Origin of the sequence: Novosphingobium sp. TCA1 (genome assembly GCF_009811895.1) — a bacterium.
GTDB classification, from domain to species: Bacteria; Pseudomonadota; Alphaproteobacteria; order Sphingomonadales; family Sphingomonadaceae; genus Novosphingobium; species Novosphingobium panipatense_A.
Genome location: NZ_BLJH01000004.1, coordinates 190,722 through 214,312, shown reverse-complemented (window position 1 = coordinate 214,312; position 23,591 = coordinate 190,722). Strand labels below are relative to the sequence as shown.

Sequence of the window (23,591 nt, the reverse complement as noted above, 5' to 3'; positions counted from 1 at the left end):
GGATATCGCGATGAAACGCGCCCTCGTTCTGGCTGCCGCCCTGCTCGGCAGCGCCCTTTCGCCTGCCACGCCCGCCCTTGCCAAGACCGCTTACGACGGCGTCTGGCTCTTCGACGACACCCCGCCCACGCCCGGCGTGACGATGATGGAAGTCACCTCGAAGGGCGGCAAGATCTCCGGCACCGTCACCACCAAGTGGTACGGCCCGGTCGAGATGATCAATCCTCGTGTCGAGAACGGGGAACTGAAGTTCGAAGCCCGCAACATCAACGATAAGGAGCACCTGACCCGGCCTTGGAGCGTCGCGCTGGAAGACGGAAAGGCGCATCTCAAGGGCAGGATCTGGGAATCCGAAGTCGACAGCAAGGGCTACAAGGGCAAGGCCGCCGACGCCAAGGCGCGCGCCTTCCAGTTCTCGACGCTGGCGCCGCTGGGGGCACCGATCCCCAACCGCATCGCCGCCACGCCGCCGATGGGCTGGAGCAGCTGGAACAAGTTCGCCGAACACATCGACGACAAGACCATCCGCGCCCAGGCCGATGCCATGGTCTCCACGGGCCTGCGCGACGCCGGATATCTCTATATCAACATCGATGACGGCTGGCAGGGCAAGCGCGACGCGAACGGCGTGCTCCAGCCCAACGAGAAGTTCCCGGACATGAAGGCGCTGACCGACTACGTCCACGCCCGGGGCCTCAAGATCGGCATCTATTCCTCGCAGGGGCCGCGCACTTGCGCCGGCTACGAGGGCAGCTACGGTCATGTCGCGCAAGATGCGAAGACTTACGCGGAATGGGGCTTCGATTACCTGAAGTACGACCTCTGCTCGGGCGAATGGTTCTATGCCGACGCCGATACCGTGAAGCGCAGCTACTACGAGATGGGCGCGGCGCTCCAGGCCACCGGCCGCGCGTTCATCTTCTCGCTTTGCGAATATGGCCGCTTCGATGTGGGCAGCTGGGGCCGGGACGTCGGCGGACAGCTCTGGCGCACTACCGGCGACATCACCGACGACTATCCGACGATGGCCAAGATCGGCTTCGACAAGAACGGCAATCCCGACTGGGCCGGTCCTCACGGCTGGAACGACCCGGACATGCTGGAAGTCGGCAACGGCGGCATGACATCGGATGAATATCGCACCCACATGACGCTCTGGGCCATGTCCGCAGCGCCCCTGATGATGGGCCACGACTTGCGCAAAACCAGCGCGGAAACGCTCGCCATGCTTACCAACAAGCGTGTGATCGCCGTCGATCAGGATGCCAAGGGCGTGCAGGGCAAGGCGGTGCGCAAGGCGGGCTCCATGGAAATCTGGGCCAAGCCCCTGGCCGATGGCCGCGTGGCCCTGGCGCTGTTCAACCGCGGCGATGCTGCCGCCTCGCTGGCCATGACCCCGGCGGATGCGGGTCTTGCCGCCATCTCGCAGGTCGAGGACCTGTGGAGCGGCGCGAAGTCCGCCAAGCTGTCCGCCAGCTACACGGTTCCGGCACGCGGCGTGGTCATGCTTGTCGTCGGAAGCTGATTAACCGGATCTCGAAGTCCCAACCGTTGGTGCGCGCGAATCCCATCCTGGCGCGCATCGACGGACCTGCCGGCGGGTGCCGTTCATTCGGCGCCCGTCGGCATTCTTCGCTAGCACGATTCTAATAGCGCATATTCACCTTTGTTATTGCGAGGCATTCGCACTTACAGTAAGGGCTCGGCTTCAAGGGGGCCGGGACTCGATCCGCATCGCTGCGCGCGCTTCCCGTTTGCCAAGGGAAATGTACAAGTTGAGCGGTAACGGCGAAACCATCGATGTGCTGGACGGCGCGGAACGCGCGCCTGCTGCCGCACGGATGAACCAGCCCGTCCGCAAGACGGCGCCGGACGCACCGCGCAAGACCGCTGCCAAAAAGAAGAACAAGAAGGCCCGCGCCTTCTGGCTGAAGCAGCTGCACACCTGGCACTGGGTCAGTGCCGCCGTGTCTCTGGCGGGCATGTTCCTTTTTGCGATCACCGGCATAACGCTCAACCACGCCGCCTCGATCGGCGCAGAGCCGAAAGTCGTGCAGAGCCAGGGGCGGATCGCGCCCGGCCTGCTGCGCACACTACCTGCCGCAGGAGACAGCACCGCGCCGCTTCCGGCCGAAGTGGCCAAGGCGGTTGCGGCGGCAGTGCCGCTCGACCCTTCCGGCTTCGCGGCCGACTGGTCGGCCGACGACGAAGTCTATGTGGCCATGCCCGGGCCGGGCCGTGACGCCTGGGTCAGCATCGATCGCTCGAACGGCGCCGTCTCGGCTGAAGTGACCAACCGGGGCACAATTTCCTACCTCAACGACCTCCACAAGGGCCGCAACACCGGGTCCGCGTGGTTCTGGTTCATAGACGCTTTCGCGGCGGCCTGCATCCTGTTCACCGTGACCGGCCTGTTCCTGCTCCAGCTTCACGCCAAGCACCGGCCCTCCACCTGGCCGCTGGTGGGCCTGAGCCTGCTGATTCCGGTCGCGATCGCCCTTATATTCATCCACTGATACAAGAAGGCACCGATGACGACATCGAAGGTACTGCCCGCCCTTCCGCTCCTGGCGCCGCTGGTGGCCGCCGGAACCATCGCCAGCCCGGCTGCTGCAGCGACCGTGAGCGTGACGATCCCGCGCATCAATGTCGCGGAATATCATCGCCCCTATGTCGTCGGCTGGCTCGAACCCATTGCCGGTGGCCCTGCCCGCACCGTCTTCGTGTGGTACGACGTCAAGAAGGCCGGTCGCGAGCCCGGCACCAAGTGGCTGGCAGACCTGCGCACCTGGTGGCGCAAGGGCGGCCGATCGATGCAGCTTCCCGCAGACGGTGTCAGCGGCGCCACGCGCGCGCCGGGCACTTATCAGGTAGCCCTGCCGTCGAACCTCCCCGCCGGGCAATATGTCTTCAAGGTCGAGGCGGCGCGCGAAACCGGCGGGCGGGAACTGGTTTCCGTGCCGGTCACGGTTCCGGTGAAGAAGGGCGGATCCGCTTCGGGCAGCGCCGAACTGGGCGCCGTGACCATCCGCTGATCTATCGGGTTTATCTTGCGTTTACAGTTCACTGTAGCGCAAACTTCAAGGACATGACATGCGCTACAGCCATATCCTGATTGCTTCGGCAGCCCTGGCCGCCGCTCTCGCCTCGCCTGCCTCCGCCCATCGCCAGTGGCTGCTGCCCTCGACGACGACGCTGGCCGGAACCAGCGAATACGTCACCGTAGACGCGGCGGTATCGAACGACCTGTTCTATCCCGACCACTTTCCGATGAGCCCGGAACAAGTCACCGTCTGGATGCCGGACGGCGCCACGGGCAAGCTCGAAAACCCCGCCACCGGCCGCTATCGCTCGACTTTCGACGTCAAGATCGACAAGCCGGGAACCTGGAAGATCGGTACCCAGCGTTCCGCCGTCATGGGCAGCTTCAAGGTGGACGGCCAGGAATGGCGCCTCGGCGGCCGCGGCCGCCCGATGGGCGCTGGCGGTCCGGGCGCACCGGGCGGCGCTCCCCCGCGCGCAGTTGCCTCGGTAGCCGAAATTCCCGCGAATGCGACTGACGTGAAACTCACCGAAGTCCAGTCGGGCAACTACATCTACGTTACGGCCGACGCGCCGACGAAAACGGTCTTCACCGCGACCGGCAAGGGCCTCGAACTCGATCCGATCACGCACCCCGACGAACTGGTCTCGAACGAGGAAGGCCAGTTCCGCTTCCTGATCGACGGCAAACCCGCCGCCGGCCTCAAGGTCACCGTCGTCCCCGGCAGCAAGAAGTTTCGCGAGACCGAGGAAGCACAGGAACTGACCACCGGCACAGACGGCGTGCTCCATGTCAAATGGCCGGTCGCCGGAATGTACTGGATCAACGCCAGCGCCACCGACAACAAGCCGAGCGAGAAGCGCGCGACCGAACGCCGCATGAGCTACACCGCGACCGTGGAAGTGGTGGCGCCCTGAGCCACGAACCGCCAGCGCTGAAAGCCAAGCCCAGACTGGCGGTCCCGCGAGAGATCGATCCGGGCGTCCTTGCCGATTGGCGGCAGGACGCCCGGGTCATCGATCTCGGCGGAGAAACGATGGGAACAAGCTGGCATATCAGACTGTCTGAACCCGAAAATTTCGATCGCTACACATTGCTCGATGCGATCGAGCAGCGCCTGGAAGACATTCTCGCGCAGATGAGCCACTGGCGCGCGGATTCCGTGCTGGGCCAGTTCAATAGTGCCGAACCCGGCGAATGGACGGCGCTCCCCGATGATTTCGCAGGGGTGATGAGCGCCGCGTTCGCAGTGGCCGAGGCGACAGGCGGAGCCTTCGATCCCGCCATCGGCGCCCTCGTCGATATCTGGGGCCACGGCCCCATGCCGGTCAACGCCCCTCCCAGCAAAGCAGCCGTGGCCGAGGCGCTGGACCGCTCCGGTTGGCAACGGCTGAAGTTCGATCACGAAACGCCAAGCCTCCAGCAACCGGGCGGCTTGCGGCTGGATCTTTCCGGCATTGCCAAAGGCTACGCAGTGGACGCGCTGGCCACGCTGCTGCGCAAGCATGGCTGCAACCACTTCCTCGTCGAGATCGGCGGCGAACTGGCAGGCTCCGGCATGAAGCCCGACGGCGATCCCTGGTGGGTGGATCTGGAAACCCCGGTCGAGACCATCGCCCCGCTGCGGCTCGCCCTCCACCAGTTGGCGGTCGCCACGTCCGGCGACTATGTGCGCGGCCGCCATACCATCGATCCGCGTTCAGGCTATCCGGTCGAACATGCCATGTCCGTCAGCGTCGTCCATCGCTCTGCCATGCTGGCCGATGCCTGGGCCACCGCTATCTGCGTCGAATCACATGATGCGGCGGTCGAACTGGCGACCCGTCGCGGTCTCGCGGCGAGAACGCTCTTCCGCACCGGCGATGAAATCTTGGAATGGATCAGCCCGGCGCTCGCAGAGCTGATGACAGAATAACATTATAACCACCTTAAATTCATAAGAATTTTTTTCCGCGCCAAACGACAGCGACATAGTGCCGATACATTTCGCAACATATGTAACAAATGTATATTGCGAATGCGAATGACTCTCATTATCGACGCGGCAACGGAATTATCCGGTCATGAGGGAAATCATGTCGTTCAAGAGTTCGTCCGCGGCCGCGCGCCGTTCGTTCCTCGCGCTCTCCTGTATCGCTCCGGCGCTCGCCACCACGCTTCCTTCCGGCGCGCATGCCCAGGAAGCCGATGGCCAGCGCGTGCTGGGCGGCGTCACCGTCAGCGATACGGCGATCGATGAACAGCCGGGTCGCAAGCTCGAATCGCCCAAGCGCACCCGTCCGGTTCTCGACACGCCCCAGACGATCACCGTCCTCAGCAATGAAGTGATCGAGCAGCAGAATCTGCTGACCTTGCGCGACGTTCTCTCGACGGTGCCGGGCATCACGTTCGGCGCGGGCGAAGGCGGCACCGGCCCCGGCGACAACATCACCTTCCGCGGCTACAGCGCCAGCAACGACATCACGGTAGACGGCGTGCGCGACAGCGCGCAGATCACCCGCACGGACTCGTACAATCTCGAGCAGATCGAAGTCACCAACGGTGCGAACTCGGTGATCTCCGGCGCCGGTTCGGTGGGCGGCAACATCAACATCGTCACCAAGCGTCCCAAGGCCGACGATGCCTACCTCGCCACGGCGGGCATCGGCACCGACAACTACTACCGCGCGACCGTCGATCTCAACAAGCGCGTCAACGATCTGGTGGCCTTCCGGCTCAACGCGATGTGGCACCGCAACGACGTGCCCGGCCGCGATGTCGAGGACTACAAGCGCTGGGGCGTGGCGCCTTCCGTCACCATCGGCATCGACAGCCCTACCAGCCTGACGCTTCAGTACAATCACCAGGAAGACAACAACATCCCGCAGTACGGCGTACCATACTATGCCGGCAACAAGCTTCCCGGCGTCCACCGCAGCGACTACTTCGGCTACCGCAACGTCGACAAGCAGCGCATCAACGTCGACCAGCTCACCGCCATCTTCGAGCACGAGATCAGCGACACGGTCTCGATCCGCAACCTCGCCCGCTGGCAGGATTCGCGCCAGCTCACGCAGGTCAATCCGCCGCAGGGCACCTGGTGCCTTACCACCGGCCTGACCCCGACCGGCGCCGCCTGCACGGTGACGGGCATCTCCACCCCGGTGCCTGCAGGCTTCTACTATCCGACAGGTCCGCGCGGCACGACCCGCGACACCCGCAACCAGCTGATGTTCGACCAGTTCGACTTCAAGGCCGTGTTCAATACCGGCGCGATCGAGCACACCATCGACATCGGCGGCGCGGCCACCTGGGAAAAGTACGATCTCTATAACGGCAACGTGCTGCGCAACGCCGATGGTACGGCGGCCTTCACGCGCCTGCCGCTGATGAACATCGACAATCCCAACGAGATCGTGACCGGCCCCGCGACGTCGAACTTCACGTATGGCAGCAACATCTACACCGGCCCGGTCAACTTCATCCGCACCGGCCACACGGTAGGCGAGCAGACCAACGTCGCCGGCTACCTGTTCGACACCATGAAGCTCGGCAAGTTCGAACTCAGCGCCGGGGCACGGCTTGAGCGCAACGTCGGCACCACCCGCGCCGATACGATCGCCCCGACAACCACCGCCACGGTTACCCAGGGCCAGATCACGCCCGGCATCAAGACCCGTAATGCAGACACGCTATTCTCCTATCGCGTCGGCCTGAACTACAAGCCGATCGAGCAGGTCAGCATCTATGCCGCCTACGGCAATTCGCGCACGCCCTCGAAGAACTCGGTCAACGGTGCCTGCACGGCCGAAGCGCCGGGCGTCACCAACGCCACCTGCAACATCAACCCGGAATCGGCCAAGAACTACGAGATCGGCGTGAAGGGCGAACTGTTCGATGGCGGCCTGCTGCTCACCGCCTCGGCGTTCCGCAACGAGCGTGACAAGTATGCCGTCGTCTCCGGTGATCCCACCGTTCCGAACCAGCAGCTCGACGGCAAGTCGCGCGTGGACGGCATCGCCCTCGGCGCGTCGGGTGCGATCACCAAGGCCTGGTCGATCACGGCGAACTACACCTACCTGAAGGCCAAGCTGCTCCAGTCGGTTTCGGACTACTGCCTTGCCAACCCCGGCGTCGGCACTTGCACGAATACCCCGGCCAACCCCAACCCGGGCGGCGACCAGTACCTTCCCCAGACCCCCAAGCACTCGGGAAGCCTGTTCACCACCTACCGTCTGCCGTTCGGCCTGACGATCGGCTACGGCCTGACCTACCAGGACGGTTTCCTGCTGACGGCCGCCACGCCGACCGCCGGTGCCATCAAGTCGGACGATTTCCTGATCCACCAGGCTTATCTGGCCTACGACTTCTCGCCCAACTTCTCGGCGCAGATCAACGTCAAGAACATCGGCGACAAGCTCTACTACACCCGCATTCGCGGCAATAGCGTGGGCTGGGCGACTCCGGGCGATGCCCGCTCGGCCGTCCTGACCCTGACTGCCAAGATGTAACGAGGTCCCAACGGCCCGGCGGATGCAGATCCTGCATCCGCCGGGTTTCACTTTGAAGAGCACTTGATCGCGGTCATTGTCAGCACCCGATAATTGGGCAAGAGAAGCCGCATGGTCATCGAAATTCCCGAGCTTTTCTCCGCTCCCGAAGTGCGCGAATTCCGTAAGGCGCTGGAAAGTGCCGACTGGACGGACGGCCGCGTCACTGCCGGTTACCGCGCCGCGCAGGTCAAGGAGAACGAACAGCTTCCCCTCGATCATCCGCTGGCCAAGGAACTCGCCGCCCGCGTGACCGCGCGCCTGATGCAGACGCCGCTGTTCATCGCCGCCGCCCTGCCGAGCCGCGTGCTCCAGCCCCGCTTCAGCCGCTATGACGGACGCGGGCATTATGGCAATCACGTCGACAACGCGATCTTCCCGATCCCCGGCACCGGCGAACACTTGCGCAGCGACATATCGAGCACGCTGTTCCTCAGCGACCCGGATGAATACGACGGCGGGGAACTGGCGATCGAGGACATGTTCGGCACCCACACCGTCAAGCTCCCGGCCGGGCATCTGATCGTCTATCCCGGCAGCAGCCTGCACCGCGTCGCGCCGGTGACGCGCGGTACGCGGTTCGTCTCGTTCTTCTGGACACAGAGCTTCGTGGCGGCACCCGAACGGCGGCGGCTGCTGCTGGAACTCGACGGGGCGATCCAGTCGGTAGCGACCGATCATCCCGAACATGGCTCCGTCGATACCCTGACGCAGGTCTATCACAACTTGCTGCGCCAGTGGTCCGCAACGTGACCGACACGCCGCTTCCGCCGCTCACACAGATCCCGGCGGACCTGCGCAGCCTGGCCGATTACGAGCGGCGGGCCCCTGCCCATCTTGCGCCGGAAGTCTGGCAGCACATCCAGGAAGGCTCAGGCACCGAGCAGACCCTGCGCGCCAATCGGGAGGTCTTCCCGCGCCTTGCCTTTCGTCCGCGCGCCATGGCCGAGCTTCGCGGCGGCCATTCCGTGATCGAACTTTTCGGCCGCCGCCACGCCGCTCCCCTGATGCTCGCGCCGCTGGCCTATCAGCGCCTGGCCCATCCCGATGGCGAACTGGCGGCAGTCCGCGCCGCCGCCGCGCTCGATACCGGCATGATCGTCAGCACGCTGTCGAGCGTCAGGCTGGAGGAGATTGCCGCCGCCGCCCATGCCTTTGCCCGCGAACTGGGCAAGCAGGCGCCGCCGCTCTGGTTCCAGCTCTACCTCCAACCGGAGCGCGAGCACAGCCTGGCCCTGCTGCACCGGGCGGAAGCGGCCGGATACGAGGCCATCGTGCTGACCATAGACGCGGCGATCAAGCCCTCGGGAATGGCATTGCCGCCCGGTGTCGTCGCGGCCAACCTTGCCGGCATGCCGCAAGCCCGCCAGACCGCGACACCGGGCGGACGCATCCTGCTCGGCACGCCGCTTGCGGACCGGGCGCCGCGCTGGGAAGACCTCGCCTGGCTTCGGCAAGAGACGCGCCTGCCGATCCTCGTAAAAGGCATGGTCCTGGGCGAGGACGCCGCGCGCGCCGTGGACATGGGCGCAGACGGCCTGATCGTCTCCAACCACGGCGGGCGGGTGCTGGACGGATTGCCCAGCGCGCTCGACGTGATCGAAGAGCTTGCCGAGACGACCGAAGGGCGGGTGCCGCTGCTGATCGATGGCGGTTTTCGCTCCGGCACCGATATCGTCAAGGCATTGGCGCTCGGAGCATCATCGGTGCTGATCGGGCGCCCACAGATGCATGCGCTGGCCGTCGCGGGAATGCCGGGCATGGCCCACGCCCTTCATCTCCTGCGCGCCGAACTGGAAGCGGCCATGGCGCAGCTTGGATGCGCGACCGTGGCCGACATAACGCGCGAAAAGCTCATCGACCGGCGATAGCGCCGTCCGAAAGGCACGCCCGCTCATCTTGTGTAAATCCCACCCGGCGCATTCGCGTCCTTGTTGCCCATGAAAGCGGGTAACAAGCGGAGCCTGACTGTCACCAATTAATACAAATTGCGACGCCCCAAGAAGCGCGAATTTTGTCATGACAGCAACAAAACAACATGAGGGAATTACGAAGGTGGTGCGATTTCGTTTCGGCCTGTTGGCGTCGGCGGCGCTGACGGCATGGCCTCTCGTCTCTGCGCATGCCCAGTCGAACCCTGGTTCGGCCCCAAGCCCGATCTCCAGTTCAGTCTCCAGTTCGTCATCCGATAGCGCGCCTGCTCCGGCACACACGGCAGAAGAAGGCGGAGAGGAATTCGAAATCGTCGTCGCCGGCCAGAAGCCGCGCGGCTCGGTCATCGGAGATATCGCCCCGGAAGTGACGTTCAACTCGGGAGACGTGCGCGCGCTCGGCGTGTCCAGCGTCACCGAACTGCTGGAGGAACTGGCGCCGCAGACCGAAAGCGCGGGCGGCGGAGCGCCGGTCGTGCTGCTGGAAGGGCGCCGCATCGCCAGCTTCCGCGAAGTCGGCACTATTCCCACCGAAGCGATCCAGCGCGTCGAGATCCTGCCGGAGGAAGTCGCGCTCAAGTACGGCTATTCCGCCACGCAGAAAGTCGTCAACATCGTGCTGCGCCAGCGCTTCCGCGCCTTCGCGGTCGAAGGCAGCGGCAAGCTCGGGACGCAGGGCGACGGTCTCGGCGTCAACACCAAGGGCGATTTCCTGGCGATCCGGCGCGGCGAGCGCGTGAACATCGACGCCAATTATTCCCATGCCAATCCGATCACCGAGGCGCAGCGCGGCCTGGCGACGAGCGGCGGAGACGGCAACAACCGCACCCTTCGCCCGGAATCCGAAGCCTTCACCCTGACGGGAACCTGGGCGAAGCCGCTTTCCAGCGTCTGGCTCGCGACGATCAACGGCGAGGCGACGACGACCGAGACCAGCGCCCTGCGCGGCAGCGCCGTGCCCTACGTTACCATTCCGGGCGGCAGCCCTTATGCCGGCGGCCCCGATGATCAGACATTCCTGCCGACGGTCGACGGGCTGTCTCCCTTGCGCAATAGCAACAGCACCCAGACCGGGCACCTCGGCCTGACCCTCAACGGCAACACGCCGAAATGGCAGTGGACCGTTACCGGGAACTACGACCACAGCGACACCCGCTCGATCCAGCAGCGCCCGCTCAATCTGGCGGACTATGCCGCGGCCGTGGCTGCGGGCGATCCCCTGGCCGATCCCTCGCTGCCGGTGGCGGGCGCGTTCCTGGATTTCCAGCCCGTCAACCAGACCCGCAATTCCACCGACAGCGCCGAAGTCAATTTCGTTGCCACCACGTCGCCGCTGGACCTCCCGGCAGGCGCGATGAACACGACTTTCAAGGTCAGTGGCAATCTCGATCGCTCGAACAGCGCCGTCACGCGGCAGGGGCTGACGCAGGACACCAGCGTCGATCGCGATCAGGGCGAAGCCTCGGTCAATATCGACATTCCGATAAGCAGCCGCGCGGTGCCTCTGTTTCCGGGCGCCGGGCGCATCTCGCTCAACGCCAATGCGGCGGTGCGCCAGATCGGTGACTTCGGGACGCTGCGCACGCTGGGCGGCGGCATGACCTGGAACCCGACCAGCCAGTTCAGCCTGATCGCCAGCTACCGCGACGATCAGAACGCACCCACCGCCGCGCAGCTTGGCGGGGCCGTGATCACGACGGCCAATGTCGATATCTTCGACTACACCCGCGGCGAATCCGTTCGCGTGACGGCAGTGACCGGGGGCAATCCCGACCTCAAGGCCGCCAGCAAGCGCAATTTCCGCCTGGGCGGAACTTTCAGGCTCTCCGATCCGAACATCACGCTCAACCTGGACTACAACCGCACCTGGCAGCGCAACCAAGTCACCGCCCTCCCCGGCGCGACCCCCGCCGTGGTTGCGGCTTTCCCGGAACGCTTCGCCCGCGATGCCGACGGCGAACTCGTCGCCGTGGACTTGCGCCCGATCAATATCGCCAGCGAAGACAAGTCGCAGCTGCGCATGGGCATTACCTTCACGAAATCGCTCAAGACGCCGCAATCACAGATCGACGCCATGCGCGAGAGCTTCCGTAAACGGTTCCCCGGCGGCTTTCCCGGCCGCCCGGACGAGGAAGGTGGACCACCGCCGCCGCCCCCGGGAGAGGGCGACAATGCCGCAGCATCCCGCGACAGCGCGGGCGGTAACAGCACGGGAGACGCCTCCGCCCAGCCTTCTCGCAGTGCCGAAACCGGCGGCAACAGCGGCGTTGGCGGCGGTGAAGGCCCCGGCGGCCGAGGTCCCGGCGGTGGTGGTCGCGGCTTCGGAGGCGGCGGCTTCGGCGGAGGAGGCGCGCGTGGCGGCCGCCTGACGTTTTCGCTCTATCACACCTGGGTCTTCTCCGATCGGGTCGTGCTGCGCGACGGTCAGCCGACTATCGACTTGCTCGACGGCGGCACCATCGGTGCCAGCAGCGGCGGCACGCCGCGCCACAAGCTGGAACTCCAGACCGGCTATTCCCAAAGCGGCCTCGGCATGCGGCTGACCGGAAGCTGGCAGAGCGGCACGACCGTGGACGGCGTGGAAGGCTATCCCACCACTCAGCTGCGCTTCGAGGATTTCGCGAAGTTCGATCTCAGGCTTTTCGCCGATCTTGGCCAGCAGCCGAAACTGGTGGACAAAGTGCCGTTCCTGCGCGGCTCTCGCCTGACGTTCTCCGTTTCGAACCTGTTCGACGCCCGCCAGAAAGTGCGCGACGGCAACGGCAATACGCCGCTCGCCTATTCGCCCTACTATCTCGATCCGGTCGGGCGCGCGTTCCAGATCACCTTCCGCAAGCTGTTCTTCACGGCGCCGGCGGGCGGCTCGGAGCGACAGCGCGGTAATCGTTTCTGATCCTCGAAAACGGTGGCGGCTTTCATGCTGCCACCATCGAGCTGCGGCGGAGATCCGCGACGAAACTTCAGGCTAGTATTTGAGAATGATTTGCAATAGCATTGCATGGCGACCTGGAGAGCCCTGCGATGACCTTTCATTTTCCCACGCCGTCCGGCCCGCCCGCCACCCTGCCGCCCAGCCTTTTAGTGGATATCGCGCGCTGCTGGCACTTTGCCCGGCGCGACGGCATTCCCCCGCAGCCGAGCCTGGCCCTTCGCCTCGACACATTCGACTGCGCCGTCCTCGCCCCGGTGATGGACAGCTTCTGCCTGCTCTTCGAATCGGCGCTGGGCAGACCGCTGCGGACGGGCAGGTCGCATAGCCTCTCGCAGGACGAACGCCTCATGGTGGCCCTGCTCGAAGGTCCTGAACTCCGCCGGGACGTGCTTCCTTGCGAGGAACCGCGCGGAACCTTGCTGGGCCTTGCCATCCGCTCGACACGCGTGATGGTTGCCCTGACGCTTCGGCAGACGCGGCGCGTGCGGGAACGCTGACCTTTAACGTCGCCGATCGGCCAGTTTCGCCTCGATCGCGCGCCAGAGCCGCGCGAAATGCTGGGCAGCGGGGCTCTGCGGCGAATGCGCGCCTACCGGCTGCTGCTGCACGGCACATTGCTCCACCGCGCTGGCATAAGGAATCGTCGGCCAGTTCGGATTCGCCTCGCGCGCCTGCTTGTGCAGGCCGCGCCGCAAGTCGAGCATCGACAGCACGGGCAGGATGGGAGGATGACGGCGGGTGTTTCCGGCGATCTCCCGCACCACCAGATCGAACGCCCTCGCCGACAGCGGCGACGGCGGCAGCGGCACGATCACCAGATCGGCGGCCCTGACCACTTGCGCGGAAAGCTCGTTCATGACCGGCGGGCAATCGAGGACGATCCGGGCGTAGTTTCCGGCCAGTTCCTCGGTCAGCTTGGCCAATCGCCTGCGCTTGCCGATGCGGACGAGCTGGGCATCGAGCGCGCGGATACTTTCGTCGGCGGGAAGGACGTCCACTTTGTCCCAGGCGGTACGCTGGATCAGGCGCGCGGGCGACCTGTCGCGAGAGAACACGTCTTCGGCCAGCCTCGAACCACTGGATTCCAGGCCGTAGAGAAAGCCCGACCCGCCTGCGGCGTCGAGGTCCCAGAGCAAAGTGGAATGCCCGTCCTGCGCCGAGCACCAGGTGAGGTTCGCGGCGAAAGTGGTTTTCCCCACCCCGCCCTTTACGCTGTAGATGGCGATCGTCGCGCTATCGGATGCGGGGCTGCCGGAACCATCCGCGTCGTCCACTGCGGAGAGCCTCGCCGGTTCCCGCGAAAGACCGGCTATCCGGGGTAACTTGTTCTTCTTTCCAGCCACGCCCGGATCGTTGCCGGACAGCCGCGATCCGTCAACAGCGAACCTTCACGGGCCGGGAAAATCCTGCCGCGCGGCCCAAAAGGGCTCGGCCCGCGCTTCCGCTGGCCGACCGGATAACCGGTACGGTCGAGGAGAAGCGCGGGCCGATGCCGCAAGACTGAAGATCGAGCGCGGATTTCTCCGCTATCGATCAGCCGTCGTAGTCGCCGCCCAGCGAAGTATTGCGGGTGGGCGCAGAGGCCGTGATACGCAGGGCTTCGGCCGACTGGCTGAGCGAGCCGATCTCGTCCATCTCGTCGTCGTCGTCCGGCAGGACGCGCTGCATCGAGGTGACGAGCGTTTCCTTGAGGTTGGCCGGGGTGACGGTCTGCTCGGCGATTTCGCGCAGGGCGACGACCGGGTTCTTGTCGCGGTCACGCTCGAGCGTGAGCTCGGCGCCGCCCGAAATCTCGCGCGCACGCTGTGCGGCCAGAAGGACCAGATCGAAGCGGTTGGGGATCTTGTCGACGCAATCTTCGACGGTAACGCGCGCCATGGGCACTCCGTATGAAATCTGGTGGATCGGTAAACTCCGCCCGATAAGCGCGGGTCGGAGGAAAGTCAAGAAATCCGCTTAGAGGGAAACGGCTTCACGCCGAAAGCACTCGGTTTCGTGATCGTTGATGACGCCGACCGCCTGCAACCAGGCATGGACGACCACCGGCCCGACGAAGCTGAAACCCCGCTTCTTGAGCGCCGCCGAAAGGGCGTCGCCCGCCGAGGACCGGGCCGCGCTGCCGGTGCCGTCGCCCATGCAGGGCTCTCCGTCCACGAAGGACCACACGAAATCGGAGAAATCCTCGCCCTTCTCCGCCATGGCCAGAAAGCCGCGCGCATTGCGGATCGTCGCCTCGATCTTGGCGCGGGCACGGACGATACCGGCATCCGCCATCAGGCGCTCTATCTCGGCAGGCCCATATCCGGCAATGCGCCGGGGATCGAAGTCTTCGAACGCGGCCCGAAAGGCATCGCGCTTATGAAGGATCGTCCGCCAGGACAGACCCGCCTGGAAAGTATCCAGCACCAGCTTCTCCCAGAGTGCGCGCGAATCGCGAACGGGCACGCCCCATTCCTCGTCGTGATAGGCCTGCATACGGGCATCGCTTCCCGCCCAGCGACAGCGGTGCATCGTCATTATCGTGCCTTTCGGAAGGTGAGGTTGTAGCGCCAGGCGCCGGCAAGGGAATGACGTCCACGCTCCACGCCGTCCAGGCCGTGGAACATCATGCGCGAAGGTCCACCCCATACCACGACATCGCCGTGATGCACCCTGTGGCGTACCGCCCGGTCGCGGCGAGAAGGACCGCCCCACAGGAACGAGGCCGAAAGTCCCAGCGATACGGAAACGATAGGCGCATAGTGGTCGCGCTCGTCCATGTCCTGGTGAAGCGACAGGCGGGTATCCGCCTCGTAGCGGTTGACGAGGCAGGCGTCGGGCACGAAGTGCGCATAGCCCGCCCGTTCGGCAGCCCGCGCGGCAAGAGAGCGGAAAATGTCCGGGATCGCGGGCCACGGCTTTCCAGTCTCGGGATCGAGCGCCTGATAGCGATAGCCCCTGCGGTCGCTGACCCATCCGGTCTCTCCGCAATTGAACATGGCCACGGCAAGGCGGCCTCCGCTGCGCGCAGTCATGTGGCGGAACGGCGAGATCGCTTCCAGCCTCGGGATCTCATCCAGCAGTGCGCCCCCTTCGGCCGATGCAAAGCCGCCCAGAAGCACGGCGCCGGGCGCAAGTGGCACCGCGGTGCGGCTATCGGAAAACAGGTCAGGCTGCATCGTGGAAGATGATCCCCAGCGTATGGCGCCTGCCCGAATGAAGCTTCGAAACCCCGTGCCGCATCGTCACCCGGTAGTCCCCGCGCGAACCGCGCTGGGGACGTTGGTTCACCGCGAAGACCACGCCGTCTCCCTGCCTCAGCGGCACGACGATCGGCCGCGACTGCATGCGCGGACGCTGCTCGGTCAGCACGAACTCGCCGCCCGTGAAGTGCTCGCCGGGCTGCGAGAGCAGGACGGCCACCTGCAAGGGAAAGACATGCTCGCCGTACAGGTCCTGATGCAGGCAATTGTAATCGCCCGGACCATATTCCAGCAGGAGCGGCGTCGGTCGCCTTTGACCCGCCGCATGGCATCGTTCGAGAAAGGCCGCATGGTCTGCGGGGAAGCGGACGGCCATGTCCATGCGCTCATGCCAGCGATTGGCCACTGGTGCGAGATGGGGATAGAGCGCTGCGCGAAGAGCCTGGACCCGGTCCGGCAAGGGATAGGAGAAGTAGCGATACTCCCCCTGCCCGAAGCCATGGCGTGCCATATGGACTTGACTGCGGAACGCCCCATCCTCGCCATAGAGCCCGGCCACGGCCGCGCATTCCGGCTCGCTCATCAGGCCCGGAAGCACGGCCCAGCCTTCCCGGTCGAGATCGGCTGATACCCTCTGCCAATCCACCTCGTTCATGTCTTGCGTCATCGGGCGGCTTCTAGCGTCATGTCCTGCGCGATAGCGCTCCGATCCTTGCGGTCAAAGCGGTTTGCATCGCGCTTTTTCGCGGCCCGGCGATCTTCGCAGATTGTTACAATTATCGCTATTGATTCGCATTAGTTTATGTGGCCAAGGGCGCATATGCTCACCATCGAGAAAGACGCGATGACTTCCACCCACCGCCCCATCCGCCAACTGAGCCTGCCCGCCTTGCTCGGCGCTGCCGCAAGCCTTGCCGCCGCGCCCGCCCTGGCCCACTCGCCCTACCTGCTCCCGAACGGCTTCGCGCTGGAGAAGGAAGACCATGTGACGGTCGAAGCCTCCTTCAGCGAGCACGTCTTCGTGCCGACCGTCGCCATGCAGTCTGACGACTTCCACCTCGTCGGCCCCGACGGCAAGGCCGTACCCCTCAAGCCGGTGGCACTGCGCGATCTCTCGATCATGGAGGCTTCGCTGCCCGCAGAGGGAACCTATCGCCTGACCAGCGGCGAACGGCAAGGGCGCGTCGCCAAGGCCGCGTTGATCGACGGCGTCTGGGAATTCGTCGACCCGCGCCGCCCCATGCCTGCGGGTGTCGTTCCCGTCGACATGCAGAGCATCACCAAGGCTGAGGTCTACGTCACGCGCGGCAAGCCGAGCGAGACGGCGCTCGCACCGGTCGGCAAGGGTATCGAATATCGCGCGATCACGCATCCTTCGGCGATCCGCGCCGGTCAGCCCGCCGAGTTCGAAGTGCTGTTCGACGGCAAGCCGCTCGCCAATGCCGAAGTGGAAGTGGAAGCCGCCCGCGCCGGAGAGGTGGAAAACGCCCGCCTTCCGATCATCACCAGCGATGCGAAGGGCCGCTTCACCGTTACCGCGCCGGAGCCCGGCCTCTATTTCGCCATGACCCGCCACCGCGTGGGCGCCGCCGGTGCTGTGCCCGCGCGCAGCTACACTTACGCCCTGACTTATTCCGTCACCAAATGAGGAACACGACCATGAAGACGGCCATCTGCGCGATGACCCTGCTCGCCGCGATCGGCACCGGTGCCACGGCGGCCCACGCCGCCTCCCACGATCTGGCGACTTTCATCAAGGAGCAGGACCTCGACGGCGACGGCAAGGTCAGCAAGGACGAATACCAGCGCGGCCGCGATGCGGAGTTCGCCCGCATGGACCGCAATCGCGACGGCGTTCTCTCGCACGACGAATATGTCGGCGACTACAGCGAACGCCTGGAACGCGAACTGGCGCAGCGCCCTGAAAGCGAGCGCGCCGAGGAGCGCACCCGCCAGATGCGCCAGGCGGACGTCCGCTTCGGCGTGCTGGACAGCGACAAGAGCGGCGGCATCACCCAGGCCGAATTCGCCGCGACGGGCTGGGGCATGTTCCTGCGCCACGACACCAATCACGACGGCTTCGTTTCGGCCCAGGACGTTCCGGCGAAGGACGACGCGTAAAACACGAGCGGGGCGGCGGATCGGTGCGTTTGTCGACTTACCGTCCCCGCTTTACCATCGTCATCCTGAACTCGTTTAAGGATCCATTGCCGGCCATCAACGGCAGATCGTTCGGCAAGATGGATCCTGAACCAAGTTCAGGATGACGGCGCGCTATGGCTTTGACGTTCGATCCAAGGCAAGGGCAGGCGCTTCCCTCTTTCGCCATCACTGAAGACTGCGGACGAAGAATTCCGACAGCCTGCGCGTCACATAGTCGATCGGCCCGCTAGAACGCCCGACGCTGTGCTCGCCGCCGGGCACGACCAGCAGGTCGAAGTCCTTTTCAGCCTTGATCAGCGCATCGGCGACCTGCATCGTCGAGGCGGGATCGACGTTACTGTCCTGCTCGCCCACGATCATGAACAGCTTGCCCTGAAGCCGCGCGGCATTGTCCACGCCGGAGGCATCGGCATAGCTCTTGTCGACCGGCCAACCTAGCCACTGCTCGTTCCAGCTGATCTTGTCCATGCGGTTGTCGTAGCAGCCCGCCATGGCGACGCCTGCCTTGTAGAAATCCCCGTGGAACAGCAAAGCATTGAGTGTGCTCTGCCCGCCCGCCGAGGCGCCGTAGATGCCGACGCGGCCGATATCGTAAGCCGGGTCCCTGGCGGCGAGCGTCTTGTGCCAGAGGATGCGGTCGGGGAAACCGGAATCCTGGAGGTTCTTCCATGCCACATCCTGGAAGGCCTTGGAGCGATTGGCGGTGCCCATACCATCGATCTGGACGACGATGAAGCCGAGATCGGCCAGGGCCTGCATGCCGATCACCTTGTCCCCGCCCGAGTGATAGCCGAAGGGCCAGAAGCTTTTCGGCACGAAGCTGTCGTGCGGCCCGGCGTAGATGTTCTCGATCACCGGATACTTCTTCGCGGGATCGTAATCGCGCGGACGGACCACCAGCCCCCAGATATCGGTCTTGCCGTCGCGCGCCTTGGCGGTGAAGACTTCCGGTGCGCGGAAACCGGCTGCGGTCAGGCGGCTGATATCGCCCTTGGCGATCGTCTGGACCAGGGCGCCGTCGCTCGTGCGGTGAAGTTCGCTGACATTGGGCAGGTCCACGCGCGAATAGGTATCGACGTAGAACGCCATGTCGGGGGAGAAGCTGACGCTGTGGTCGGCACGCTCCGGGGTCAGCGGCGTGAGGTTGCGGCCGTCGAAATCGATGCGGTAGTAATGGCGGAAATAGGGATCCTCGCCGGGGTTCATGCCGCTGGCGGCGAACCAGATCTGACGCTTCCGGTCGTCTACCTTCACCACCTCGCGCACGACCCATTCGCCGCTGGTGATGCGCTTCTTCACCTTTCCGGTGCGGCCGTCGATCAGGTAGAGGTGGTTCCAGCCATCGCGCTCGGAGGCCCAGACGATCTCGTTGCCAAGCCCGTCAACGTCATGCGAAAAACGGCGGTCGGCATAGACGAAAGTCTTCGCGTCCTCGGTAACGGCGGCATGGGCTGCGCCGCTCGCGGCATCGACCGAAACGATCCGCGCCTGCCCGAAACCGCGCCGCACATAGTCGAACTCGACGCTCCTGCCGTCCGCACGCCAGCGGGGGGCGGAGAGTTCATAGGCATTGGGAAAAAGGGCGGCGTCCACGATAGTCTGCCGCTTTTCGGCCACATCGAACAGAACCGGCTGCTCCTGATCGATGGCATCGCCGGGCTTGGGATAGAGCTGGGTGCGCAGGCCCGGCTGCCCCTTGCCTTCCGGTGCCGCCTCGACGCGAAGCACCTTGCGGGCATAGCCGGGGCGAACGCGGTAGATCATCAGGTGGCGGCTGTCGGGCGACCAGGCAATGGTTTCGGGATCGTAGAAATTGCCCGACGATCCGTCCGTGCTGAGGCGCATGGCCTGCGTGCTTATGGGCCTGCTTCCGGGCGTGCTTCCGGCGGGGCGCACGATCAGGTTGTCGTCCTCTACAAGCGCTTCCCACTTGCCGTCGGGCGAGAGGCGCGGGTGATTGTCGGCCGGAACCGAGAGATCGCGCACGACCCCGAAACCGCGCGGACGGCGCGGGTCTTCCTGCTTCGCGCAAACGTAGTCGGTCAGCGTGCAGCGCCAGCCGTCCTCACCCATCCAGAACTGGATGGTCTGGCGGTCTCCGGCATAGTCGAACGCCTCGAACGGCAGGCGCAGCGGCGCGACCGGGCGCCCCAGCGCCTCGGTCAGCACGGAGGCCAGACGCTGCTGGTCGAATGCCGGACTATGCGCCAGTGTCCCGGCATCCACGGTCTCGAACGCGAAACCGCCTTCCACCGTCTTGCGATAGGAAAAGGCCTTGCCGTCCGGCGTCCAGTGCGCGGGCCAGGCCACGTCGCGGGTGAGATATTGCCAGCTTTCGCGCAAGGCGAGCGAGCGCGCGATATCCTCCCGTGTCGGTGTTGCCCCGACTGCGGCCGAAATCAGCGCCGCGCCGCCCGCCATCAACAGTCCGCAGATACGAGCACGGCGAGCAGAACGAGACATGGGACGCGACCTTATTCGATGAGATGGATGAAAATCGTATACGGTATTAGCTGCAAGACGCAACTTTCGCTTTCCTGTCATGCGAAAACCGACGCTCCGGGATGCATTAATTGCTAATGCGTCGCATATGCTTTTCTTCTTTCGCGGTTCATAGAAGCCGGGCGGCGCGATGATTCGCCGCCATTGAACCCCTCGGGGGGAGATCCTAGTTTCAACTTCGGGCCAGATACCGTGGTCCGGCAACGAGGAGACGGTCACGGCCATGGATATTCGTCGCGAATCCGACAGCATCGGTGAAATCGAAGTTCCCGCAGCCGCCTATTGGGGCGCCCAGACCCAGCGCAGCATCGAGAATTTCCCCTTTGCCGCCAGCGAACGCATGCCGCTGCCGATCGTCCGCGCCCTTGCCCGCGTCAAGCTGGCGGCATCCCGCGCCAACCGTGCCGACGGTCTCGAGGCCGGACTGGCCGACGCCATCGAGGCCGCCGCCGCCGAAGTGATCGAGGGCAAGCTGGATGACCAGTTCCCGCTCGTGATCTGGCAGACCGGCAGCGGCACCCAGAGCAACATGAACGTCAACGAGGTCATCGCCGGCCGCGCCAACGAAATCCTCTCCGGGCAGCGCGGCGGCAAGAGCCCGGTTCACCCCAACGATCACGTCAATCGCGGCCAGTCCTCCAACGACAGCTTCCCGACCGCGCTCCATGTCGCGGCAGTCGTCTCGATCGAGGAAGTGCTGGTTCCCGCGCTCGACCGGCTGACCGCGTCGCTCGACGCCAAGGCCAGGGCCTGGACGGATATCGTCAAGATCGGCCGCACCCACCTTCAGGACGCGACGCCGTTGACGCTTGGCCAGGAATTCTCCGGCTATGTCCAGCAGTTGCGCGATGCCTACGAGCGTGTCCGCGATGCCGAAAAGGGCGTGCTCCGCCTCGCCCAGGGCGGCACGGCGGTAGGCACCGGCCTCAACGCGCCCGAGGGCTTCGGCGAAGCGATCGCCGCCGATCTGGCCGAGCAGACCGGCAAGGCCTTCGTCAAGGCGCCCAACGCTTTCGAAGCCCTGGCCAGCAACGATGCGCTCGTGCAGCTTTCCGGCACGCTCTCGACGCTCGCCGTCGCACTCACCAAGATCGCCAACGATATACGCCTGCTCGGTTCCGGTCCCCGCTCGGGCCTTGGCGAGCTGGATCTGCCGGCCAACGAGCCGGGCAGCTCGATCATGCCCGGCAAGGTCAACCCCACACAGTGCGAGATGCTGACGATGGTGGCCGCGCAAGTGATCGGCAATCATCAGGCCGTCACGGTAGGCGGCCTGCAAGGCGCTTTCGAGCTGAATGTCTTCAAGCCGATGATCGGCGCGGCGGTTATCCGCTCCATGGAACTGCTCGCGACCGGCATGACCAGCTTCGCCGAGCGCTGCGTCGACGGTATCGAACCGAACCGCACCCGCATCACCGAACTGCTTGAGCGCTCGCTGATGCTGGTCACCGCGCTCGCGCCGGAAATCGGCTACGACAATGCCGCGAAGATTGCCAAGCATGCCCATGCCAAGGGCCAGACCTTGCGCGAGGCGGCGCTGGAACTCGGCCTGGTGGACGAACCCACGTTCGACCGGCTGGTGCGCCCCGAAACCATGGTCTGATCGGGGGGCCGATCCGGTCGTAGGCCCGAACAAGGAACCGGCCTCAGGCGGCGACGTTGCTCAGGAAGCAGCGTCGCCGCAGGAGTATCGAGATGACCGAGCCGGAAAAGCGCCCGAAGAACCGGGAAGTGGAAGATGAGATGGTTCGCCCGCCCAAAAAGGAAGGCGAACCGCCCCGCCCGGCCACCGAACCGGCGCGCGGGAAGGATGCCGACGCCAGGAAACGCTAGGACGCCTTGGGAAGAATGAAGGAGATGCGGCAGTACAGGCCTTCGGGCCGGTAATCGAGCGCCGCATCGCCCTTTTCCCCCATGAAGCTGCGCTCGATCAGGCGCGTGCCGAAGCCGCGGCGGCTGGGCGGCGAGACCCTTGGCCCACCGCTTTCCCGCCATTCCAGCACCAGTCGCCTGCGACCCTCTTCCTCCTGAAGATTCCATTGCGCATCGATCTGCCATAAGCATGCGACAGCGCGCCGTATTTCACGGCATTGGTGGCCAGTTCGTGCATGGCGAGCGCCATTGACACGGAAGTATGCGGCGCAAGCAATACCTTGGGGCCGGAAATCCGTACCCGGTCCATCGCCGCGCCCACGGCCGCCGCCACCGTGCCGCGCAAGGTCGCGGCCAGTTCGGCAGGCTGCCAGCTTCGCTCGGTCAGGAGATCGTGCGCCAGCGCCAGCGCGCGCAACCGGGCGTCGAAGACCTGCCTGGCCTGACCGAAGGCGTCTATTTCCCGGAAGGATTGGGTGGCAAGGCTCTGGACGATGGCCAGCGTGTTCTTCACCCGGTGATTGAGTTCGTCGATCAGCAACTGCTGCCGCTCCAGCGCCGCGACTTCCTCGGTGACGTCCTGCCCCTGCACGAAGATCTGCCGCACCACGCCGCCATCGTCGAAAATCGGCTGGTAGATGAAGTCGAGGAAACGGTCTTCCAGTTCCCCGGTCTCCTCGCTGACGAGCGCAACCCGTTCGCCCCGGCCGATATAGGGTTCCCCGGTGCGATAGACTTCATTGAGCAGCCTGACGAAGCCCTGCTCGACCACTTCGGGCAAGCCTTCCGCCACGGACCTGCCGATGATCTCCCGTTCGCCGATCAGCCGGCGATAGGCATGGTTGGCGAGCGTGAAGACATGGTCGGGCCCTTCGACTATGGCGATGAAGCCCGGCGCCTGATCGAACATGGTCCTGATCCGCTGGCTCTCTTCCGAAAGATCGCGATTGCGCGCCTGGACCGCCCTGGCCCGTTCGACGACATGCATTTCGTCGCGAAGCTGCCGCAATTCGTGAAGCTCGGTAACGTCCACCGTGTGTTGCAGGACGAAGGCCACCTCACCGTCCGCTCCCATCAGGGGTGTATGCGTCGCGCTCCAGTACCGACAGGACATCTCGCCGTCCTCGCCGCGAATGTCGTAGCGGATGAAGGCGAGTTCGTCCCTTTCCCCCTTTTCCAGCACATGCGCGAAGGAAGCCTGCATCATCCGATGGCTTTCGGAATCGGGATCGCTGGGGAAAGCATCGAAGATACCCTGCCCGAGCAGTTCATCCCGCTCTCGCATGGTGGCCTTGAGATAGGCCTCGTTCATCCCGACGATCCTGAGCGCGCGATCGACCACGATGTAGGGATTGGGCGAAAGGGAAAACAGCGCTTCGAAATCGATGGACAAACAAGGCTCCATGCCGAGGGCGGCCCTGAGGTAGGCACCTAGAG

General features: G+C 64.9%; 21 protein-coding genes. 14 read left to right on the top strand and 7 right to left on the bottom strand.

The window, feature by feature from the left end; all coding sequences use genetic code 11:
- Window positions 1–10 precede the first annotated feature (10 nt).
- The 10 genes from NTCA1_RS07510 to NTCA1_RS07465 all read left to right on the top strand — a co-directional run bounded on the left by NTCA1_RS07510 (window position 11) and on the right by NTCA1_RS07465 (window position 12,932).
- Window positions 11–1,525: a glycoside hydrolase family 27 protein gene (locus NTCA1_RS07510; RefSeq protein ID WP_159829760.1), complete on the top strand. Its 1,515-nt coding sequence runs from the start codon at window positions 11–13 to the stop codon at window positions 1,523–1,525.
- 316 nt (window positions 1,526–1,841) lie between these two features.
- Window positions 1,842–2,516, top strand: a complete 675-nt coding sequence (locus NTCA1_RS07505) for a PepSY-associated TM helix domain-containing protein (RefSeq protein ID WP_159829861.1) — start codon at window positions 1,842–1,844, stop codon at window positions 2,514–2,516.
- Between the two features lie 15 nt (window positions 2,517–2,531).
- The gene (locus NTCA1_RS07500; RefSeq protein ID WP_133084046.1) at window positions 2,532–3,035 is read left to right on the top strand and encodes a DUF2271 domain-containing protein; all 504 of its coding nucleotides are present in this window, start codon (window positions 2,532–2,534) and stop codon (window positions 3,033–3,035) included.
- Window positions 3,036–3,093: 58 nt separating this feature from the next.
- On the top strand, window positions 3,094–3,960 hold the full coding sequence (locus NTCA1_RS07495; RefSeq protein WP_159829758.1) for a DUF4198 domain-containing protein: 867 nt from the start codon (window positions 3,094–3,096) through the stop codon (window positions 3,958–3,960).
- Between the two features lie 119 nt (window positions 3,961–4,079).
- On the top strand, window positions 4,080–4,958 hold the full coding sequence (locus NTCA1_RS07490; protein ID WP_159829756.1) for an FAD:protein FMN transferase: 879 nt from the start codon (window positions 4,080–4,082) through the stop codon (window positions 4,956–4,958).
- A gap of 160 nt (window positions 4,959–5,118) precedes the next feature.
- Entirely contained in the window at window positions 5,119–7,533 is a 2,415-nt protein-coding gene (locus NTCA1_RS07485) for a TonB-dependent siderophore receptor (RefSeq protein ID WP_159829754.1), read from the top strand.
- A gap of 111 nt (window positions 7,534–7,644) precedes the next feature.
- Window positions 7,645–8,325 carry a Fe2+-dependent dioxygenase gene (locus NTCA1_RS07480; protein ID WP_159829752.1) on the top strand — a complete coding sequence of 227 codons (681 nt, stop codon included), beginning with the start codon at window positions 7,645–7,647 and terminating at the stop codon, window positions 8,323–8,325.
- Window positions 8,322–9,443: an alpha-hydroxy acid oxidase gene (locus tag NTCA1_RS07475; protein ID WP_236549158.1), complete on the top strand. Its 1,122-nt coding sequence runs from the start codon at window positions 8,322–8,324 to the stop codon at window positions 9,441–9,443. The genes NTCA1_RS07480 and NTCA1_RS07475 overlap by 4 nt, the downstream gene beginning before the upstream one ends.
- A gap of 184 nt (window positions 9,444–9,627) precedes the next feature.
- Entirely contained in the window at window positions 9,628–12,396 is a 2,769-nt protein-coding gene (locus NTCA1_RS07470) for a TonB-dependent receptor (protein ID WP_159829748.1), read from the top strand.
- A gap of 128 nt (window positions 12,397–12,524) precedes the next feature.
- Window positions 12,525–12,932 (top strand): hypothetical protein, encoded by a 408-nt coding sequence (locus tag NTCA1_RS07465; protein WP_159829746.1) that lies wholly within the window; start codon window positions 12,525–12,527, stop codon window positions 12,930–12,932.
- Between the two features lie 3 nt (window positions 12,933–12,935).
- On the opposite strand, the gene NTCA1_RS07460 is transcribed toward NTCA1_RS07465, so the two are convergent.
- The 5 genes from NTCA1_RS07460 to NTCA1_RS07440 form a co-directional block, all read right to left on the bottom strand.
- Window positions 12,936–13,709: a ParA family protein gene (locus NTCA1_RS07460; protein ID WP_236549157.1), complete on the bottom strand. Its 774-nt coding sequence runs from the start codon at window positions 13,707–13,709 to the stop codon at window positions 12,936–12,938.
- 259 nt (window positions 13,710–13,968) lie between these two features.
- Entirely contained in the window at window positions 13,969–14,313 is a 345-nt protein-coding gene (gene rpoZ / locus NTCA1_RS07455; RefSeq protein ID WP_021234075.1) for a DNA-directed RNA polymerase subunit omega, read from the bottom strand.
- Window positions 14,314–14,391: 78 nt separating this feature from the next.
- Window positions 14,392–14,952, bottom strand: coding sequence for a DNA-3-methyladenine glycosylase I (locus tag NTCA1_RS07450; RefSeq protein ID WP_133084054.1), 561 nt, complete (start codon window positions 14,950–14,952; stop codon window positions 14,392–14,394).
- Complete coding sequence (gene alkB / locus NTCA1_RS07445) at window positions 14,952–15,593, bottom strand: DNA oxidative demethylase AlkB (protein ID WP_159829744.1); 642 nt, start codon at window positions 15,591–15,593, stop codon at window positions 14,952–14,954. Before alkB ends, NTCA1_RS07450 begins: the two co-directional genes overlap by 1 nt.
- Window positions 15,583–16,284, bottom strand: a complete 702-nt coding sequence (locus NTCA1_RS07440) for a 2OG-Fe(II) oxygenase (RefSeq protein ID WP_159829742.1) — start codon at window positions 16,282–16,284, stop codon at window positions 15,583–15,585. The genes alkB and NTCA1_RS07440 overlap by 11 nt, the downstream gene beginning before the upstream one ends.
- Window positions 16,285–16,461: 177 nt before the next feature.
- On the opposite strand from NTCA1_RS07440, the gene NTCA1_RS07435 reads away from it, so the two are divergent.
- Together NTCA1_RS07435 and NTCA1_RS07430 are read left to right on the top strand one after the other, a co-directional pair.
- A complete protein-coding gene (locus tag NTCA1_RS07435; RefSeq protein ID WP_159829718.1) occupies window positions 16,462–17,265 on the top strand; it encodes a DUF4198 domain-containing protein in 804 nt (267 codons plus the stop codon).
- A gap of 11 nt (window positions 17,266–17,276) precedes the next feature.
- A complete protein-coding gene (locus NTCA1_RS07430) occupies window positions 17,277–17,738 on the top strand; it encodes an EF-hand domain-containing protein (RefSeq protein ID WP_159829716.1) in 462 nt (153 codons plus the stop codon).
- 207 nt (window positions 17,739–17,945) lie between these two features.
- On the opposite strand, the gene NTCA1_RS07425 is transcribed toward NTCA1_RS07430, so the two are convergent.
- Entirely contained in the window at window positions 17,946–20,243 is a 2,298-nt protein-coding gene (locus tag NTCA1_RS07425; RefSeq protein WP_159829714.1) for a DPP IV N-terminal domain-containing protein, read from the bottom strand.
- Between the two features lie 262 nt (window positions 20,244–20,505).
- Between NTCA1_RS07425 and fumC the strand changes: the two genes are divergently transcribed.
- Window positions 20,506–21,885, top strand: a complete 1,380-nt coding sequence (gene fumC / locus NTCA1_RS07420) for a class II fumarate hydratase (protein WP_086491112.1) — start codon at window positions 20,506–20,508, stop codon at window positions 21,883–21,885.
- A gap of 92 nt (window positions 21,886–21,977) precedes the next feature.
- Window positions 21,978–22,115, top strand: coding sequence for a hypothetical protein (locus NTCA1_RS28460; RefSeq protein WP_201282430.1), 138 nt, complete (start codon window positions 21,978–21,980; stop codon window positions 22,113–22,115).
- Window positions 22,116–22,212: 97 nt separating this feature from the next.
- Here NTCA1_RS28460 and NTCA1_RS07415 read toward each other — a convergent pair whose 3' ends face one another.
- Window positions 22,213–23,547 (bottom strand): HWE histidine kinase domain-containing protein, encoded by a 1,335-nt coding sequence (locus NTCA1_RS07415; RefSeq protein ID WP_236549156.1) that lies wholly within the window; start codon window positions 23,545–23,547, stop codon window positions 22,213–22,215.
- Window positions 23,548–23,591 lie beyond the last annotated feature (44 nt).